The 17,900-nt window shown below is 61.9% G+C and carries 20 protein-coding genes; 11 read left to right on the plus strand and 9 right to left on the minus strand.

From position 1 onward, the window contains the following. Positions 1 to 115: 115 nt before the first annotated feature. The 3 genes from mscL (at position 116) to PYR64_RS18490 (ending at position 2,361) form a co-directional block, all read left to right on the plus strand. Positions 116 to 562, plus strand: a complete 447-nt coding sequence (gene mscL / locus PYR64_RS18480; protein WP_055973364.1) for a large conductance mechanosensitive channel protein MscL — start codon at positions 116 to 118, stop codon at positions 560 to 562. Positions 563 to 770: 208 nt separating this feature from the next. Beyond that, positions 771 to 1,646 carry a hypothetical protein gene (locus tag PYR64_RS18485; RefSeq protein WP_055973361.1) on the plus strand — a complete coding sequence of 292 codons (876 nt, stop codon included), beginning with the start codon at positions 771 to 773 and terminating at the stop codon, positions 1,644 to 1,646. Between the two features lie 100 nt (positions 1,647 to 1,746). Then, complete coding sequence (locus PYR64_RS18490; RefSeq protein WP_275776902.1) at positions 1,747 to 2,361, plus strand: hypothetical protein; 615 nt, start codon at positions 1,747 to 1,749, stop codon at positions 2,359 to 2,361. A gap of 132 nt (positions 2,362 to 2,493) precedes the next feature. Here PYR64_RS18490 and PYR64_RS18495 read toward each other — a convergent pair whose 3' ends face one another. From PYR64_RS18495 to PYR64_RS18515, 5 genes are all read right to left on the minus strand, one after another. Beyond that, positions 2,494 to 2,841 carry a hypothetical protein gene (locus PYR64_RS18495; RefSeq protein ID WP_275776903.1) on the minus strand — a complete coding sequence of 116 codons (348 nt, stop codon included), beginning with the start codon at positions 2,839 to 2,841 and terminating at the stop codon, positions 2,494 to 2,496. A 137-nt stretch (positions 2,842 to 2,978) separates the two neighbouring features. Then, the gene (locus tag PYR64_RS18500; protein ID WP_018780338.1) at positions 2,979 to 3,149 is read right to left on the minus strand and encodes a hypothetical protein; all 171 of its coding nucleotides are present in this window, start codon (positions 3,147 to 3,149) and stop codon (positions 2,979 to 2,981) included. 194 nt (positions 3,150 to 3,343) lie between these two features. Further along, positions 3,344 to 4,717 carry an NAD(P)(+) transhydrogenase (Re/Si-specific) subunit beta gene (locus tag PYR64_RS18505; RefSeq protein ID WP_055973354.1) on the minus strand — a complete coding sequence of 458 codons (1,374 nt, stop codon included), beginning with the start codon at positions 4,715 to 4,717 and terminating at the stop codon, positions 3,344 to 3,346. Next, positions 4,714 to 5,046, minus strand: coding sequence for an NAD(P) transhydrogenase subunit alpha (locus tag PYR64_RS18510; RefSeq protein WP_055973351.1), 333 nt, complete (start codon positions 5,044 to 5,046; stop codon positions 4,714 to 4,716). Before PYR64_RS18510 ends, PYR64_RS18505 begins: the two co-directional genes overlap by 4 nt. Continuing rightward, on the minus strand, positions 5,046 to 6,242 hold the full coding sequence (locus tag PYR64_RS18515; protein WP_275776906.1) for a Re/Si-specific NAD(P)(+) transhydrogenase subunit alpha: 1,197 nt from the start codon (positions 6,240 to 6,242) through the stop codon (positions 5,046 to 5,048). Before PYR64_RS18515 ends, PYR64_RS18510 begins: the two co-directional genes overlap by 1 nt. A gap of 185 nt (positions 6,243 to 6,427) precedes the next feature. Between PYR64_RS18515 and PYR64_RS18520 the strand changes: the two genes are divergently transcribed. Continuing rightward, the gene (locus PYR64_RS18520; RefSeq protein ID WP_039243399.1) at positions 6,428 to 7,039 is read left to right on the plus strand and encodes an NADPH-dependent FMN reductase; all 612 of its coding nucleotides are present in this window, start codon (positions 6,428 to 6,430) and stop codon (positions 7,037 to 7,039) included. Positions 7,040 to 7,334: 295 nt separating this feature from the next. After that, positions 7,335 to 7,961, plus strand: coding sequence for a DUF4230 domain-containing protein (locus PYR64_RS18525; protein ID WP_079582931.1), 627 nt, complete (start codon positions 7,335 to 7,337; stop codon positions 7,959 to 7,961). Between the two features lie 89 nt (positions 7,962 to 8,050). On the opposite strand, the gene PYR64_RS18530 is transcribed toward PYR64_RS18525, so the two are convergent. After that, the gene (locus PYR64_RS18530; RefSeq protein WP_275776909.1) at positions 8,051 to 9,181 is read right to left on the minus strand and encodes an EcsC family protein; all 1,131 of its coding nucleotides are present in this window, start codon (positions 9,179 to 9,181) and stop codon (positions 8,051 to 8,053) included. A 326-nt stretch (positions 9,182 to 9,507) separates the two neighbouring features. Here PYR64_RS18530 and PYR64_RS18535 point away from each other — a divergent pair, with 326 nt between their 5' ends. Next, entirely contained in the window at positions 9,508 to 10,518 is a 1,011-nt protein-coding gene (locus tag PYR64_RS18535) for a PASTA domain-containing protein (protein WP_275776910.1), read from the plus strand. Positions 10,519 to 10,812: 294 nt separating this feature from the next. On the opposite strand, the gene PYR64_RS18540 is transcribed toward PYR64_RS18535, so the two are convergent. Further along, positions 10,813 to 11,406, minus strand: a complete 594-nt coding sequence (locus PYR64_RS18540) for a recombinase family protein (protein WP_275776911.1) — start codon at positions 11,404 to 11,406, stop codon at positions 10,813 to 10,815. Positions 11,407 to 11,665: 259 nt separating this feature from the next. Between PYR64_RS18540 and PYR64_RS18545 the strand changes: the two genes are divergently transcribed. Next, the gene (locus PYR64_RS18545; RefSeq protein WP_275776912.1) at positions 11,666 to 12,577 is read left to right on the plus strand and encodes a hypothetical protein; all 912 of its coding nucleotides are present in this window, start codon (positions 11,666 to 11,668) and stop codon (positions 12,575 to 12,577) included. A gap of 523 nt (positions 12,578 to 13,100) precedes the next feature. Further along, complete coding sequence (locus PYR64_RS18550) at positions 13,101 to 13,520, plus strand: hypothetical protein (protein ID WP_275776914.1); 420 nt, start codon at positions 13,101 to 13,103, stop codon at positions 13,518 to 13,520. Here the strand turns inward: PYR64_RS18550 and PYR64_RS18555 are convergent. Together PYR64_RS18555 and PYR64_RS18560 are read right to left on the minus strand one after the other, a co-directional pair. After that, on the minus strand, positions 13,517 to 14,200 hold the full coding sequence (locus PYR64_RS18555) for an HAD family hydrolase (protein WP_275776916.1): 684 nt from the start codon (positions 14,198 to 14,200) through the stop codon (positions 13,517 to 13,519). The genes PYR64_RS18550 and PYR64_RS18555 overlap by 4 nt on opposite strands. Next, entirely contained in the window at positions 14,190 to 14,471 is a 282-nt protein-coding gene (locus tag PYR64_RS18560; protein WP_018780347.1) for a hypothetical protein, read from the minus strand. The genes PYR64_RS18555 and PYR64_RS18560 overlap by 11 nt, the downstream gene beginning before the upstream one ends. Positions 14,472 to 14,585: 114 nt before the next feature. On the opposite strand from PYR64_RS18560, the gene PYR64_RS18565 reads away from it, so the two are divergent. From PYR64_RS18565 to PYR64_RS18575, 3 genes are all read left to right on the plus strand, one after another. Further along, positions 14,586 to 15,227, plus strand: coding sequence for an NAD(P)-binding domain-containing protein (locus PYR64_RS18565; RefSeq protein WP_275776919.1), 642 nt, complete (start codon positions 14,586 to 14,588; stop codon positions 15,225 to 15,227). A gap of 182 nt (positions 15,228 to 15,409) precedes the next feature. Further along, positions 15,410 to 16,996 carry an NAD(P)/FAD-dependent oxidoreductase gene (locus tag PYR64_RS18570; RefSeq protein ID WP_275776921.1) on the plus strand — a complete coding sequence of 529 codons (1,587 nt, stop codon included), beginning with the start codon at positions 15,410 to 15,412 and terminating at the stop codon, positions 16,994 to 16,996. A gap of 110 nt (positions 16,997 to 17,106) precedes the next feature. Next, positions 17,107 to 17,883, plus strand: coding sequence for a VOC family protein (locus tag PYR64_RS18575; protein WP_275776922.1), 777 nt, complete (start codon positions 17,107 to 17,109; stop codon positions 17,881 to 17,883). Positions 17,884 to 17,900 lie beyond the last annotated feature (17 nt).

A 17,900-nucleotide genomic window follows, 5' to 3' on the forward strand; every position in this document is an offset into this window, starting at 1 on the left:
CCCGCACTGAGTGGGGTCAAGTTTCCTCCCTGGTCACTTGACCCCCACTGGAAACACCGGAATGGTAGTTTGATTCCTGCTGAGGCAGACAACGCACCCAACCGGAGGACCATCCATGTTTAAGGGTTTCAAGGACTTCATACTTCGCGGAAACGTGATCGAACTGGCTATCGCTGTCGTTATCGGCAGTGCATTCACCGCACTCGTCGGAGCTTTCACCAACCACATCATCAACCCGGTGATTGCCGCCGCCGGCGGCATGAACGCCGAAGGCCTGGGCTTCAAGATCTGGGAAAACAACCCCGCCACCTTTGTTGATTTCGGCGCCGTGCTGACCGCACTCGTGACCTTCGTGATCACCGCGGCCGTGGTCTACTTCATCTTCGTGGCACCCATGAACAAGATCAACTCACTGGTCAAGGACCGGCTCTCCACCGAGGAGCCCGAGGAAGAGCCGCTTCCGGCCGACACCGCGCTGCTTGCCGAGATCCGCGACCTCTTGAAGGATGCAGCCGCCGCCCGCGGAAATGCCCGGGACTTGGACGACGACTCCATCCGCTAGGACAGCCCGCCGCACATCCCTGTTGTTGCGGTCTTTCACGTTTGGCCAAGTAGAGCCCGGTACTACCCCTGAGGGAGTGCCGGGCTTTACTTTTGTCCGCCCCGATACATGGGCCACTCACCGGGCAGGAACAGCCGGCTACCCGGAAGTAGCCGGAACGTGACGCACCAGCAACGGGTTCGAAACAGGCGCGGGGCAGCATGAAACCATGAAGCGCAACCCGAGGACCCCCGTTACCGCGGACCTGCTGTGCGATGTCTGCGGCCAACTGCCCGAACCGCCCAAAGCCAGGCTGACCCTGGCCAACATCGCGGTCATGCTTCCCATTGAACTTCTGGTCCATGCGGCGGTGGTGGAAACCCATCTTCCCTATCTGGCCAAGGTCCTGCTGCTCACCGTGACCGCGACCGTCCTGGTGATCTGGGTAGCCGAGCCCTCCGCCGCGAAGGTCCTCAGGCGCTGGTTGCATGCCCCGGCACTCCGCCACCGGCACAAGCTGAACATGGCGCCTGCCCTGTGGCGGGCGCGGACCCTCGTGCTGGACCAACCCGGATCCCTGCAGAGGATCACCCAGTCACTCGCCCGTCTGGAGACCAACATCCTGAGCATCCACGTTCATCCGATGGACGGCGCCGGGCCGGGTGGCAGCGTCATGGACGAGCTCGTCCTCTCCGCCCCGGGCGAGGTCACCGAGGTTGAACTGCTGAAGGCATTGGACGACGGCGGCGGGCGTGGGTCCCAGGTCTGGCCGACCACCGCGCTGGCCATGGCCGACGGACAAACCAGGGCCCTGAGCCTGGCCGCCCGGGTCGCCGGAAATCCTGCCGAGCTCCCACACGCCGTGGCTGAGCTGCTGTCTGCAAAAGTAGTGCCCAACAGTCCGGAACGTCGGCCACCCGGGGCCGCGACCGCCGTCGTGGGTTCCACGGATGTGCTGAAGGTTCCCACCGCTTGGCATGGTCCACTCCTGTTCTCCCGCCGGGGCGAGCCGTTCACTCCGGCCGAATCCGCGAGGGCCCATCGCTTGGCTGAACTGGCCGAAATCCTGGCTTACGGCCCTGCCCCCACCCCGGCGAGGGACTGACGGTATCCCGGTCGCCTGCAGGATTCGTGTCGTGAGGCACTCCTGGACTTCCAACGTGCGAATATTTGTCCACCATTCGCATCTTTCCCATGGGGGACCTTTGTCTGAAAACACTCACTCCGGCACGCCCGAAACTGCCGGGAACAACACCAACACACCCGAACCGCAGTACGGCGTACGGCTTCCCGAAGGGACCGGCCCGGACGTTCCGGCATGGCACCCGGAAGCCCAACACATCCAAGCAATCTACGGCCAACCCATCTCTGTTACTCCCCGCGAAGACGTGGGACGCGGAGCCCTGTTTGCACTGGCTGCCCTGCCCATCGGCGTTACCTTGTGGATGGCCATATGGAGCCTCGGGTGGATGTCCTCCCTGGTGACATTTGCCGCCGCCGTCATGGCCGCCAAATTCTACGTAGCTGGCGCGGGAGCCCTGAGCCGAAAAGGCGTGTGGATCGTCGTCGGCGTAACTGTGGTGACGGCACTGTCGTCATTCGTCGGTGGCGTGTGGCTCGACGCTGTCCAGTTCCTCGGCCGCGAGCCCCTGGCCATGGTCATGAATTCCGAACCTTGGGCCCTGATGGCCAACAACCTCGCATACAACCCGGAGTTCATCAGCGGATACATGAAGGACTTCCTGCTCGCGCTGCTCTTCGGTGCCCTTGGATGCTTCTTCACCCTGCGCCAGATGTTTACCGCAACCAAGGCCTCCTAGGACGGGAGTCAACCGCCCGCCGCGTCCCTTCCGGTCGCTTCTTATGGTCACCGCGTGCCCCTTGGACACGCGGTGACCATGATTTGGCATGGAGCAACCGGGCAGGAACGCGGGGTCGGCCCCCGCGGCGGGTTAGTCGCCGTCGATCTTCTCCAGCAGTTTGCCCAGAGCATCACGGATGTCGTCGTAGTCGTATTGGCCCGCCCTGCTCTCCGCCGAGATCACTGCACAGCGGTGGACCTTCTTGAAGTCACCGATCGGGAACTTGTAGTGTCCCTTTTGGTCATCCGGATGCTCGTCGTCCACGCCGAGGAACCACTTTGAGTATTCGGCATGTCCGTGTTTGTCCAGGAACGAGTTTTCATCCCCGGTGGAAGGGGCATGCTCGCTCCAGTCGTCCCTGGTGTCCTTGACGGCCTTGCCATCACGGATCAGATGCTTCGCGTTCTCGAATGCCTTCTTGTTGAGTTTCATGGTCAAGGCTCAACCTCGTTCATGGTGCGATCGGGAAGGACAGGTTACTTCCTATCGTTCACCTTAGGACGTGGACCCCGAGTCGAAAAGACCCCCTGCCGCCAGCAAGCCGGGGCCTGGACCTCGGGGAAGGAAGCGAACCCCTATTTGAGAATGCGGACCTTGACGGCCACACCGCGTTCCTTCATCACCAACCGCCGGCCAATGGGGCCTTTCTGGCGGAGCCACAGGACGCTGCCATCAAACGTCACCGCATCCACGACTCCCTCGTCCACCACTTCCTTGCCGCTCAGGACCTGGACAGTTTGACCCACGAGTGACCTCCAGTCGGACACCCGCCTGCCCCCTGATCGATCAAAGCTGACCCCGAACAGCGAATCTTTCGCACCCTGTTTCAACCGACGACTCCTCGCGTCCTCTACAAACCCTGTACAGGAGGTGTGCTGCCACGGCTCAGTCCATGACGCGATTCCCGGCCAAATTAATCCGTGCCCACAACTTAATGACGCTACAGTGCCTTTACGGCGCCGAGTACCTTGGTCAACGAGTCCTTGGCATCACCAAACAACAGCGTGGTCTGGGGTTCGTAGAGAAGTTCGTTCTCAATCCCTGCGAACCCGGGGCGCATGGAGCGTTTGAGGAACACCACCTGCCGTGCGTCAGCAACCTCCAGGATGGGCATCCCGTAAATCGGTGAACCGGCGGTGGTCTTCGCGGCGGGGTTCACGACGTCGTTGGCGCCTACTACCAAGGCGACGTCCGCGGTCTTGAATTCGGAGTTGATCTCGCTCATTTCCTTGAGGGACTCATAAGGAACATTGGCCTCCGCCAGCAGGACATTCATGTGTCCGGGCATGCGCCCGGCGACGGGGTGGATGGCGAAGTCCACTTCGATTCCGCGCGATTCCAGGGCCAGCGCCAATTCAGCCGCCGTGTGCTGCCCTTGAGCCACCGCGAGGCCGTAGCCGGGGACGATGATCACCCGTTGCGCGTACCCGAGCAGGACCGCCACGTCCTCGGCACTGGACGAACGCACCGGCCGCTCACTCACAGCGGTGGATCCGGCCGTGGACCCGCCTTTGAAGGCGCCGAACATAATGCCGGCAACACTGCGTCCCATCGCCGCCGCCATGGCCCGCGTGAGGATGGTGCCCGACGCCCCAACCAAGGTCCCGGCCACCAAAAGCAGCACGTTCCCCAGCACCAGTCCGGACGCAGCTACGGCCAAACCCGTAAACGCGTTCAGCAGGGAGATGACGATCGGGACATCGGCCCCACCTACCGGGAGCACCAGAAGGACGCCGGCAACGAGGCCAAGAACCAGGAGGATCAACGCCAACAGCAGCGAACCGTTCAGGATCACTGCAACGCCAGCACCCACTGCCGCCAGCAGCACCAGGGCCATGAGCGCAGGAAGCCCGGGGAAGGTCACAGGCCGGGTGGTCATGAGGCCTTGGAGTTTCGCAAAGGTCACTCCCGAGCCGGCGAAAGAGACTGCGCCCACCAGCAAGGTGAACACAATCGCCAGGCGGACCCAGGAGTCGCTGGTGTGGGAAAGCTCCAGCAAGGCAACCAAGGCCGCAGCGCCACCGCCCACGCCATTGAAAAGAGCCACCAGCTGCGGCATCTGCGTCATTTGCACCCTGCGGGCAACCGGAGCGGCCACTCCGGCACCAACGGCAACAGCTCCCAGTATCCAGGGCACGTTATCCAGCTTCACCGAAACAAACACGGTCACCACGGCCAGGAGGGCTCCGACTGCCCCGATCAGGTTTCCCCGCCGGGCCGTGCGCGGCGAGTTCAGGCCTTTGAGGGCAAGGATGAAACAGGCTGCTGCCGCAAGATACAGGAGTGCCGTCCAGGTGGGATTCAACAGTGTCACGGGCGGCGCTCCTCAGCCGCACCTGCTGCGGCGTCGGCTTTCGACGGCGGCCGCTGCCTTCCCCGGAACATCTCCAGCATCCGGTCGGTCACCACGAAACCGCCCACGAGGTTGGCTGTGGCCAGGACGACAGCGAGCAGGGCGACCGCCAACACCCAGGGATCGCCTGCTTGGCCCGCCACGATGATGGCCCCTACCAGGATGATGCCGTGAATCGCGTTCGCACCCGACATCAGGGGCGTGTGCAGGGTGCTGGAGACTTTGGAAACAACCTCAAAGCCCACGAACACGGCCAGCACAGTGATTGTCAACAGGCTCATGCCGTCCATCAGCGCCCTCCTTCGGTCCCGGGGTGGATACTTCCAAAGGGTGCTTCCCCGCCCGCGAGCGCGGTGAGTGCTTCCGCCGTGGGTGCGTGCCGGACCGTGCCTTCGTGGGTGAGGCAGGTCCCGGCCACCACTTCGTCTTCGAAGTCCGGGGAAACCACGCCATCCCGGGTCATCAACGCCAGCAGGTTGGCCACGTTCTTGGCATACAAGCGGGAGGCATCTGCGGGCATCGCCGAGGCCACATCCTTCATTCCCACCAGGGTTACTGTGCCTTGGCCGTCGCCGGTGGGGATGGAAATGTCCTGCCCGGGAATGCTTCCCTCCACGTTCCCGCCCGATTCCGCGGCGAGGTCCACCACCACGGATCCCGATCTCATGCCCTGCACCATGTCGCGGCTGACCAGCAGGGGCGCCCGCCTGCCCGGAACCGCAGCAGTAGTAATCAGCACATCGGCCTGTGCCACGTGCGGTGTCAGAAGCGCCCGTTGAAGCGCTCCCCTGTCCTCGCTGAGCTCCCGCGCGTATCCCCCGGAGGCCTCTGCTGTCTCGAGGTCCAGCTTGATGAACGTTCCGCCCATGGAGGCAACCTCGTCGGCTGACGCCGGCCGGATGTCGTTGGCCGAGACCCGGGCGCCTAGCCGTTTGGCTGTGCCGATGGCCTGCAGCCCGGCCACCCCTGCCCCCAGCACCAGAACGCGGGCCGGGGGGATGGTTCCGGCCGCAGTCATGTACAGCGGGAAGAACCGAGGCAGCCGCATAGCGGCCTCCAGCACACAGCGGTAGCCCGCCACAAGCGCCTGGGAGGTCAGTGCGTCCATGGACTGGGCCCGTGAAATGCGCGGTACGAGTTCCAATGCAAAAGCGGTGATTCCGCCGGCCGCGAGCGCCCTAACGGTAGGCAACTCCGACGACGGCGACCCCAGGCCAACGGTGACGCAACCCCGGCGGAGGGCTCCCGCCGTCGACGGTTCCATGGGACGCACGTGGCAGTAGACGTCCAGCGATCCGAGGTCCAACGACCCCACCACGGACGCTCCTGCGCTGCGGTAGTCGTCGTCGCTGTGGCCGGAGGCGAGCCCCGCGCCGGATTCAACGTCCACCGCCAGGCCGAGGCCCACTAGTTGCTTGATTGTTTCCGGCGTGGCTGCCACCCGCCGCTCGCCGTCGAGCGCTTCGCGTGCTATGCCTGCTTTCACCCGCCACCCCTCTTCCGGAACGCTCCAGAAACCAGTTGGCATGAGTCTATGACCGCGAGGGTCCGGGCGGGAGTAGGGGGCTGCGCTATGTGAACAAGTCCACTAGTGTCGGTTGAGTCGGGTCAACCCGCCACCACACCGTCGACGAGCCGGTTCCGGCCGCGCCGTCGGAAAGGAACGCCGCTATGGACACCTTCAAAATCGGCTATTTCGTTGGAAGCCTGGCCAGCAATTCCATCAACAGGGTCCTCTCCAAAGCGCTGATCAGCGTCGCACCCCCGGAACTCGAATTCCATGAAATCGCGATCAAGGATCTTCCCCTCTACAGCTCTGACTACGATGCCGACTTCCCGCCCGCGGGCCGGGAGTTGAAGGATGCCATCGCGGCGTCGGACGGGATCCTGTTCGTCTCCCCCGAATACAACCGTTCCATCCCGGGCGCCTTGAAGAACGCCATCGACTGGGGCTCGCGCCCCTGGGGCACCAACTCGTTCGCACGGAAACCCACCGGAATCATCGGCGCTTCGCCCGGTGGCATCGGCACCGCAGTGATGCAGTCATCCATGCGGAGCGTTCTGAGCTTCCTGGACGCGCCGCAGCTGAATGCGCCCGAGGCGTACATCCGCTTCGTGGCAGACGCGTACGACGACGACGGTTCCGTTAAGGACGAAGGGACCGCCGCGCTGTTGCGCCACTATATGGAGGAGTACAGCGCGTTCGTACAACGTGTCCTGGCAGCCAACGCGCCGGGTCACATCGGCGACCCGGAACCGGATTCGGCCAAGCTCACGCGTTAGCTGTATTGGCGAGGGGCGGGTGCCGCTCTTCCTGGCGCGGCACCCCCGGGACCACGAGGAAAGATCGATGTCCGCGCGGACGTTCGACGGCCCGGTGGTTTGCGTTTCCGCATTAACGCCGACCGCCGGCCTCAATGAGGTCCTGAACCTAAGAATGGTCGTTGGGGTGTGCGATTATCGGACGGCTTCCGCTTGCGTATAAGGTTCGGAAAGACTTGACCGGGTGATCCATTTGGATCACTCCACAAGCGCGGAAGGGCATTTCGGCATCGAACGACTTGGGGATTGAATCGTCATGAAATTTTTTAGGGTACAGGTTCGGCTCTGGCCCGTCCTGCTGATCATGGGTGTGGGTATTGCGGGACTGGGCGCGGCCTTTGCAACTGGCGGACTTAATGCCTTGGCTCTCAGTTCGATGCTCGGCAGCAGCTCCAACGAACGAGATACGCAAGTAGTCCAGGCGGTCACGCGCGTGCAGGAGGTTGCCTTGGTAAGTCTTCACATCGAGGGTGTCGCGAGGCATGAAAGCACAGGGGAAATTCTCGGCGTCGCCGTACCTGCCAGCGAGAAAACGACACTGATCCAGTACAAGTTCAACGCAAAACTAGGCATCGATGGGTCACAGGTCAAGATCGAAAAGAACAGCCCATCATCGTTCCGGGTGACCATTCCTCAGTTCGTCGGCATCGGCTTCGACGATCCGGTGTTCGAAGACCCAATGGAGAGCAGCGAAGCGCTTAGCTGGCTGACGCCGCCCGCCGTTCAAACCCGCATGATCAACAACATTCTCAGCGACGAGAACAAGCAGAAATATATAGCCCAAAACGAGGCCGCGCTTCAGGAGCAGACCAAGACGTTCTACTCCGGAATCATCACAGGCGTCGATACCGACGCCGAAATCGTCTTTGAATTCGCAAAGTAGCGTCAACGGCCAGCTGCCCTGCTTCGATGTGCCACTCAGGAACGTCCACTTTTCTGACGAGGTGGATGATTGTGTCCTCGCCAAGCCCGTTAGCGGAGGTCTGGCCCACCTGTCTCGGCGAGTTCGCCTAGCACGCTGATTCCCTCGTCGTCCCCGTATTGGGTGGCGTCTTGATCGACATCGGAAAACGAGTCGGCCGCCTCGTCATTAGCGAGGTGCGGGTATTTCTCAAGAAGAAAGCGCTTCCGGTACTCAATATTTGCGACGTCGACAATCGATTCCAGAGTGGCCCAATTGAAAGCGCCACCCAAGACGATCCCGGCTGCCGGGACGACTTTGCCGAGCCCTTGCTTGGTAAGCCGAAAAGCGAACTTTTCCGCAAACTTCTTGGAGACCTGGGCTACGAGCGACATATCCAAGAGCACCGCCCAGTTCTTGCCACGCACGAGTGCCTGGGTCAGCCGTGAAATGTCAGCCATCGCGGCAGTCTTCGCGCTGGCTGACATTGCCGTGCCAGCGTTGACGACAGACATAACGAAAAGTTTCTCCGCTGGTTCTTCGGGGTCGTAGCCGTACAGCAGAGATATGTGACCGACGGAGCGGGACGCGAGACCTAGAACTAATGCAGCGTCACCAACGAATGCCCCGGCGATTGCTGCCCCTGAAGGCGCAGCCGCGGCTCCGCCGGTGACGGGGACAGCGAGTTCCCCTCCGGAGATCACCAGTCCTGCACCGGCCCCCGAAAGAGCTGCAGCAAGAGGGTAGCCCCAGCTCATACCTCTCCCGCGGACAACGTCGATTTGCTCAAGGTCGAGGTGACGCAAGTCGGAGAGCCTCGTAACGTCGTGGCCGTTCTTTTTGTGTTTCGCAACAACCTGTTTAGGAGATAGACCGGCCCGTGAAATGCGCCCGGCCGCCTGCCTCATGGAGCCAAACGCAGCCCCACCCCAGTCGCTGATGCCGTCGGGAATGGAGTCCTTGGCTTTGCGTGCTCCGGTGCTGACTGCATGAGCGCCCTTGGCTACGATTTTCTGCCCACGACCGATGACAGAATGGGCTCCTGAACGATCTTCAAGGTATTGCTTGGCACGCTTACCGATTTCTTCAGCGCTGACGGCGACTTGCTCGCCGGCGTGTCTCAGAGCCTGCGAAATTGGGCGACCCTTGAAGCGCTGGATGTTGTTCCACGCATCGAGCTCGTAGTCCGAGGGTTCAGTCATGCCGCAATTATGCCCCACCATCAGCAGGGGCGCTCTCCGATGGTGTGATGCAAACCGCTGTCCCTCTTCCTGGATATGGAACATCCCCAAGGACACTCCGCTTCAGACCAGATGACATATTTCTAGAAGTCGGCTGCATTGCGAAAGTGTGCCATAGGGCACCCTTGATCGACTCCGGCCTTGTTTAGCGCCACTTAGACGAAGCACGACTAGCCACATGGTCATTTCCTAGCAAAAGGGCCTGGGCCGTAAGGTTGCGCCATCACCTGCCCGGCTTAATTAGGCGACCATCATCACCGCGCCTTGAAAAAGAAAACTTGGGGGACATGAAGCTCCGCATCCCTGCCCTTTTGGCAGTCTTAGTCGTCGCGCTCACCGGCTGTGGGGAAGGGGAGAAGCAGCCATCATCGGGTGGATCGTCAATCAAAGCATCGCCCTCGGCAGCGCACCGGGCGATTGTTCCCGACCTCGTCGGGAAAACCTACCAAGAAGCTAAGTCCCAGCTGGACAGTCTGGACTACCGGGCCCGCATCGTCGGAGCTGACGGGGAACAACCCTGGCAACGCGAGACTGTTCCGGATGAATCCGTCGTCATCATTTCCACCTCGCCAGCCTCGGGAGGCTTCTCAGGCAATGAATACGTCGACGTCAAGGTCAACATCTCTGAGAAGGACTTCCTCGCAGGCGTCAAGGCAAAGGCAGCCGCCGCTGCGGTCGCCGACGCCGAAGCGGGAATTGCTACTCGTTACACGTATACGTGCGGTGGAGTGGGCCAAAGCCGCGAATACACGACGTTCAAGGATGTATGGGTCGGCATCAACTATAAGGACGGCGGGACCGCCTGCTCTATCAAAGTTCTCGGGATACCACTATCGAGCAAAACCGAGCTGCTGCCGAGCGAGATGAAGCTCGTTGCCGCTGTTGCAGCAAAGGGTGTGAAGATCAGTACCCCCGGATCGACGCTTGAAAGGATCATGAACCTCTGCGCAAAGCTCGACAGCGCCTATACGGAGCTGGCAACCACCATCGAGAGTCAAGCCGAATCAGAGATGGCCTTGACCGTGTGTCCTGACGCCCCGCACGCGGCTGTCCTGAGGAACACAGTTAGCAACCCCCGGATCGTCGACGGAACCATGATCGTCGGCCAGACCATGGAGCCCGGAACTTGGAAGACAAAGCCCGGCGTCAAGGGGTGCTATTGGTCCCGCAACACCGGTGGAGGCGACATCGTTGCTAACGACTTTGTCGATTTCGCCCCCGACGGCGTATCGGTAATCGTTTCATCAGGCGAAGGCTTCAAATCCAGCAATTGCGGCACTTGGACGAAGATCGGCTAGCCAACAAGTGCCTCTGAGGCAGTGCACATCCGTTCGCTGGTGCAGAGCGTCTCCCTACATCGGCCTTGCCCCAAAATGGGCCAACTGGCCCGCGCTTAGCAACAAAGCGCCAAAGATGGACAAGTCCCTCTTGAACGCCCGGGCAAAGGACACTCCTTTGGGGATGTTGATCCTCATGCTAAGAGGGTGCGCGAGGCCGATAGCACGTAATATTTCCGTCCCGGATGTTGTCCCGAATCCCCTGCCGTGGACAACAGTCACAAAGACAACTTGCGGGACCGTTATCTCTGTCGCTCAGGAATCCATGCCGAGGTATCGGTAGACGGTGGCGCGGCTGGCTCCGATGATCTTACCGATGTCTCCCGGCTTGAGACCGCGAGTTTTCAGTTCATGTGCCTTCTTGACCTTCTCGTGGTCTATCGTGATTTCCCGGCGGCCTGCGTTGCGTCCTTTAGCAGCTGCAGCCGCCATGCCGGCCTTGGTGCGCTCGGAAAGCTGGTCCCGTTCAAGTTGGGCGAAAGCGGAAATGATGGTGATAATCGCCTGGGCCATCGCTCCCCCGACCTCGCTGGCCGGATCAGTGGCGATGCCATCCCTTAGGGAACGGAATTTGATGCCTCGCGCCTTGAAATCGTCCAAGAGCCCGAGCAGGTGGCGAGTGTTTCGTCCCAACCTGTCCAGCTTCCACACCACGACTTCATCTCCGGGACCGAGGCGGTCCAGCATCCGGTCCAGCTCCGGACGACTTGCCCGTGACCCGCTGATTCCCTGGTCCTTACAGATCCGCTCGCACCCAGCTGCTTCCAGCTCCCGGATCTGCATATCGGTGTTTTGGTCAGCCCAGGCTGACGCGGGCGTATCCAAGGCGAGCCAAACATGGAGGGTCACCCCTCTCCAACCAAGAGGATCTCATCAAAGGATCCATTGATGAGATAAACAAGGAGATTCGACAAGTTGCAGGACCCTCTTGCTCCAGCGTGAATTTCATCCCCCCGCTCCTACGAATATGTCAGGGCATCCAGCGGCACGAATCCTGAATAGGGTTGTTGGTAATGGCGACGGACCGGATATCGATCTGTGGATGTCCCATGTCGCCACAGGAACGCAGTGTGCATTGAACGTCGGTGCAGCATGGCATGCTGGAGCCGTGTCTCAGGAATCTGCCGATGAAAATGACCAAGCACCCACCGACGAGCCCATCCGCCTCGTTGGCGGCCTAAACTTCACAACATGGGCCGACCTCAAATGGAGTCGAGGCAACGCGCACATCGCACTCCTTCAAGCCAGATTCTTTGAGTGGCAAGCAAGTGCTGCAGTGTCCATAGATGCAGTGTTACGCCGAGACTGCCAGGCGATCGACTTCACAGCTCGACTACCTAGGGGAATCCCGAAGGAGAGCTGGTCGCTGGACATGGGCGACGCCATCCATAACCTTCGCAGCGCCCGTGATGCCGTTGCGTGGGGCATGGCTCACTATAAGGACGCCAAGCCCGCCCGCCCCAAGTCGGTGTACTTTCCAGTCTGCTCTGACGAGCAGCAATGGAAAAAAGCACTCAAGGACTGGGTCGGCGAGATAAATCCAGAATTCCAGGAGCGGCTCCGCATTATGCAACCGTTCACCCACCTACAAGCTGGAGAGTTCTCGATACTGTCGATGCTCCACGACCTCGACATTCAGGACAAGCACCGTGACGTCCTGACCGTTTCGGCTCACCTACACGAGATAAACCTCAGCGGCTCATTCGAGTACGAGGAGCCGGACAACCAGGCAGTTCCGTGGGTGGAAATGTTCCCAGACACAAAACTCAGCGATGGAGCGGTACTTGGGACTATGCACGCGGGAGCTTCAGTTCGAGCGGTCGGCCGCATAATCCTCCGTCCGGCCATGAAGGTGCAGCTCACCCATAAGGAGGCCGAGCACGACGTCATACCGATGCTGCAGAAATTCGCGACTGAGATTCGGCGTTGCCTCGACTTTTTGCTGTTGGGGGCTGCAACACCGGCCGAGTTGGACGAAACAAAGTGGTCTCCTTTACAAACGGGGCCACCACCGGCTTAGCAGAGTCAGAAACGGAGATATGAATCGAATGGATGGCGGGCGCGCGGTCAGGAATCCTCCTACGGCAATCCTCAAAACAGCTCTCGACCTGGCTCGAAGGCCCCTCCCCCGCTTTTGCTGAGACACTTCCCGGAGAGGCGACTAAACAAGACTCCGTCATCGGTGAATCCCCAGCCTTTAGGATTTTCGACGGCTTCCGCTCCTGAAGAGAGCGCCGACCAGCACTGCCTCAGGAAGCATTAGGTTTTCGAGACACCACAGTGTCCGCCTCAGGTGTCGACCGGAATATAGTTCACCCAGCGTGATCAAGGCGCTGCCACATTGGGGCTCTGAGCGCTTGGTCGAGGTAATCAGTGCCGGTTTCCTCAAAACTGTTCCCAAGATCGACGAAGCTATCGACGTTGAGGATCTCGCGGGCGAACTCCCGAAGCGGCACCCGCAGGACTACCCACCCGCAAGGATTTAGTCAGTATGCTTACGAGTATGAGGATTTGAGGACACGCCCCCTACTCAGGAGATACCAATGCTTCGTAAGTTAGCCATAACTACAGCCGCCTTGGCCCTTTTTGCCGGGTCGATGGCATCCACCACCGCCGCAGCAAACGCCGCAGCCCCGGCGGCAGCCGCAACCACCGTCCACGCGCAGGGCAGCGTAGCCGCCACCACGGCAACGCCTTCGCCGGATGCAAGCAACCCCTCGGGCCCGTCAACGCAGACACCCACCAACCCCGGGCCATCCTCGGGTGCGCCCAGCACACCTAACCCCGCAGGAAGCGGACCAGCCAACCCCGGCACGGGAGAATCCGAACCCCAGGAGCAGACACGAACCAACGCCGTGCCATGGGTACTGGCGGGCGTTGCCGCCGTCATCATCATCGCGCTAATCATTTGGACCCTGCGGAACCGGCGCCGCCGGGACAAGGGAATCAGCCGGGAAAGCTAGGCCAGCTTCCCGATAAGGCTGCCTTCGAGGTTTTCGAGCAGGTGCCGCGGATTGTCATAGACTTCCGCGGCACCTGCGTCGCGCAATTCGGCCTCGCTGATTCCGCCGCAGGTCAGCGCGATCACCGGAACGCCAATGGCAGAGCCGGCCTTTACGTCCCAGACAGCGTCGCCCACGAAAACCACGTCCTGTGGTTCCAGGTGGAGCTTCTCCAAGCACGCCTCCAGGATGTCGGGCGCGGGCTTGCTCTCCTTCGCGTCATTGGAACTCGTCCACGCATCAATGGAGGATCCCGCGTCGAGGAGCCTGCGGCTGACCTCAAGGTCGCGATCCTGCGCCGAGGACGCCAATCCGACCGCCAGCCCGGCTTCCGAACAGGCTGCCAGGAGATCCCGGGCCGATTCGAAGGTCCGCAGCGCGGGCCAGAAGGTGGAAAAGACCGCGCTGTGCGAGGACTTGAGGTTTTCCTGCAAGTCCTCCGAGGGCTCCGGCACCAAGCTCTGAATGAGCCGGTCGCCTCCCATGCCGACTCGCCGGTGGATGGCCGACATTTCGACGTCCAACCCTTCCCGCCGGAACGCCTGCCACCACGCCATGGCGTGGAAGTAGCTCGAATCAATCAGGGTGCCGTCCACGTCGAACAGGACACCGCGCTTCTTTGACGTCGCCTCAGTTGCCACAGTTGACCACCTTCGCTTGTGTCCGCGTCCCCTGGGCGGCGAGCGCGGAATCAATCACGGGCTCTTCCAACATCAATACGGCGTACCGCTCCGCAGAGCCGGTTTGCAGCAGGCCGGTGCCGGCCACTTCCCGGATCGCAGCCACCCCTTCAACGGCGTCATCCACCGTGGAAAACCGCTTGGACAAACCCATCAGGCAATCCCCGCCATCCACCATCAAAATCCGATATCCCCCATCGGGCGTTTCCACCAGTTCCAAACGGCCGGCCATCGCTACCTCCTCGTTTTCGATGAAAAACAGCTTAGTAAGACTACTTAGTATAAGCCCTTGGAAATAATCCGTAACGCTGGAAATAGGCGCCTGCAACTTCTTGTTGGCGTGGATATGACAACAATCGGAATTATCGGTGCAGGACACATTGGCAGCCAGGTCGCACGCAAGGCGGTCGAACTCGGCTACGACGTCGTGATCAGCAACTCACGCGGACCCGAGACCCTCGGCGACCTCGTCGCGGAACTGGGGCCGCGCGCCCGGGCCGCGACGGCGGCCGAAGCAGCAGCGGCAGGCGATTTCGCCGTCGTGACCGTTCCCCTGAAGAACTACCGGGACGTTCCCGCCCAGCCGCTCGAAGGCAAGGTGGTTATCGACACGAACAACTACTACTGGGAGCGCGACGGACGCATTCCGGAGCTGGACAACGGTGAAGCAACCACGTCCGGCCTGCTCCAGAAGCACCTCCCCACCTCGAAGGTGGCAAAGGGCTTCAACCACATCTTCGCCAAGGACATCACGACGGACGGCACTCCCGCGGGGACACCGAACCGTCGTGCCCTGGCAACCGCCAGCGACTTCCCGGAAGCAGCGGAGCTCGTCACCAGGCTTTACGACGAATTCGGTTTCGACACCGTCAACATCGGGCCCCTTGCAGACAGCTGGCGGGTCGAGCGTGACCGTCCCGCCTATGTCATTCGGCAGAACGCGGATGAACTTCGGGAGAACCTCGCCAAGGCGAACCGCACCACCTGAACCACAGCGCACGACGGCGGACGGGCGGCTTGCGCCTGTCCGCCGTCGCACGTCGTGGAACAGTCGGGCATCACCGCGCGGAGGTGGTGCTCATCACGGCAGCATCCAAGCTAAGGCCAAGTTCCTCTTACCATTCGAAGCAGTATCCGTAAGCAACAGCCCCCGCCGTCTAGTCTCGCCCTATGGAAAAGACCCTTTACGACACAGTCATTGTTGGCGGCGGCCACAACGGACTCACAGCGGCCGCGTACCTGGCTCGGGCGGGCAGGAGCGTAGCCGTCCTGGAGCGGGACGACCACTTCGGCGGCGCGGCTGTTTCAGCGGCCGCCTTCAAGGGCGTCGGTGCCCGCCTCTCGCGCTACTCCTATCTGGTCAGCCTGCTTCCCCAGCGGATTATCCAGGAGCTGAACTTGGATATCGCGCTGGCCCGCCGCAGATACTCCTCCTACACACCGGACCCGGAAAACCCCGAAAAAGGCCTCCTCATCGACGGCGGCGACTCCCACGCAAGCCGGGAATCCTTCGAAAATGTGGGTGCGGGAGCTGACTTTGACGCGCTGGAAGGCTTCTACGCCGACACCGGCAAGCTCGCGCAGGCCTTGTTTCCCACCGTTTGCGAACCACTGCCCAGCCGCTCGGAAGCCCGGGCCCTCGTGGCTGACGACAACCTGTGGAACTCCTTCATCGAGAATCCGCTGGACCAGGTCATCACAGAGCGCCTCACCCACGATCTGGTCCGGGGCATGGTTTCCACCGACGCCCTGATCGGCACCTTCACTTCGCTCGACGACCCCTCCCTGGATGCCAACCGCTGCTTCCTCTACCACGTGATCGGCAACGGGACCGGGTTGTGGGACATTCCATTGGGCGGCATGGGGTCCGTTTCCCGCGAACTCGAGCGGGCGGCCCGGGAGGCCGGGGCGGTGCTGCTGCCATCGGCGGAGGTAACAGCCATTTCCGACGACGGCGAAGTCCGGTTCCGGCACGACGGCAGCGAACACGTGTTCCAGGGCAGGCGTATCCTCGCCAACGTTTCGCCATGGGTCCTGCAGGGCCTTCTGGGAGCACCGTCACCGCAGGAGGTCGCCCGGCCCGAAGGGGCGCAGATCAAGGTGAACCTGCTCCTGAAGCGCCTTCCGAAGCTCCGGGATGCCACGGTCACTCCCGAAGCCGCTTTCGGCGGGACCTTCCACATCAACGAGCGGTACCAACAGCTTGCCGACGCGCACCGTGCGGCCACCGACGGGCAGATACCCAGCCCACTCCCCTGTGAGATCTACTGCCACTCCTTGACTGATCCGAGCATCCTTTCCGGGGAGCTTGCAGCCGCCGGAGTGCACACATTGACGGTGTTCGGGCTGCACACCCCCGACCGGCTGGTGACGGAAGAAAACAACCACGTGATGCGTGCCAAGCTCCAGGCCGCCGTCCTCGAATCGCTCAACTCGGTCCTGGCCGAACCCATCGAGGACCTCCTGCTCACGGACGCCGACGGGAACCCGTGCGTCGAGGCCAAGACCACCCTTGACCTTGAACATGCCCTGAACATGTCCGGGGGCAATATCTTCCACGGCAAGCTGCAGTGGCCCTTCCTGGAGGACGACGAGCCCCGGGCTTCCCCGGCTGAACGGTGGGGCGTCGCAACGGGGTACCCGAACATCTTCCTTTGCGGGGCAGGTGCCCGCCGCGGGGGCGGAGTCAGTGGATTGGGCGGGCACAACGCCGCCATGGCGGTCCTGGAGGATTTGCAGGACGAAACCGTGTCATGAACCGGGCCGTGACTGCACTTTATGGGTGGCTGCCTCTTCGGATGCTCGGCGCATAGGGCTTCCGGGGAGGCAGCTGCACCACTCAGCGCAGCCCTACACCAAGGAGCCCCATGTCCACCAAAATCTCCGCTTGGCCCGCCGCGACGCCCATGTGGGTGGATTTGGGAGTGGATGACCTGGACGCGGCCAAGGCCTTCTACGCGGATCTGTTTGGGTGGACCTTCGCTTCCGGCGGCCCGGAGTCCGGGGGTTACGTCCTGGCGGAACTCCGGGGCCGCGCGGTGGCTGGAATCGGCCCTCAACAGGACAAGGACGCCCCGGCCTCGTGGACTACGTACCTGGCGTCAGATGACGTTGACCAGACGGCCGGCAGAATCGTGGGCAGCGGCGGTCAACTGATCGCGCCGCCTTTCGATGTGATGGACTCCGGCCGGATGGCCCTGGCTTCAGACAGTCTCGGTTCGGTGTTTGGGATCTGGCAGGCCGGGAACCACATCGGGGCTGAACGCGTCAATGAACACGGTGCGCTGTGCTGGAACGAACTCCACACCCGCGACAAGGAGGCGGCGCGGTCCTTCTACACGGACGTCTTCGACGTCAGTTTCCAGGACATCCACGACGACGGCTACGTGTACTCCACCATCTGCAGACCCCTGGACGGCAGGGAAGTCGGCGGAGTGTTCCACGATGCCGAGGCCTCTTTGCCCGACCGTTGGATGACGTGGTTCGCCAGCGACCACGTCCAAGCCACCGCGCTGAAGGCGGTGGAGCTCGGCGCCACGCTCCTCCGGCCGGCCGCGGAAAGCCCTTTGGGACGCACGGCCATCGTGCGGGCCCCGCAAGGTGAGACCTTCGGCATCATCGACGCGCCCCGGACGAACAACTAAGCGGTCCGGGTGCACGA

The organism is Paenarthrobacter sp. Y-19, from assembly GCF_029223985.1.
GTDB classification, from domain to species: domain Bacteria; phylum Actinomycetota; class Actinomycetes; order Actinomycetales; family Micrococcaceae; genus Arthrobacter; species Arthrobacter nicotinovorans.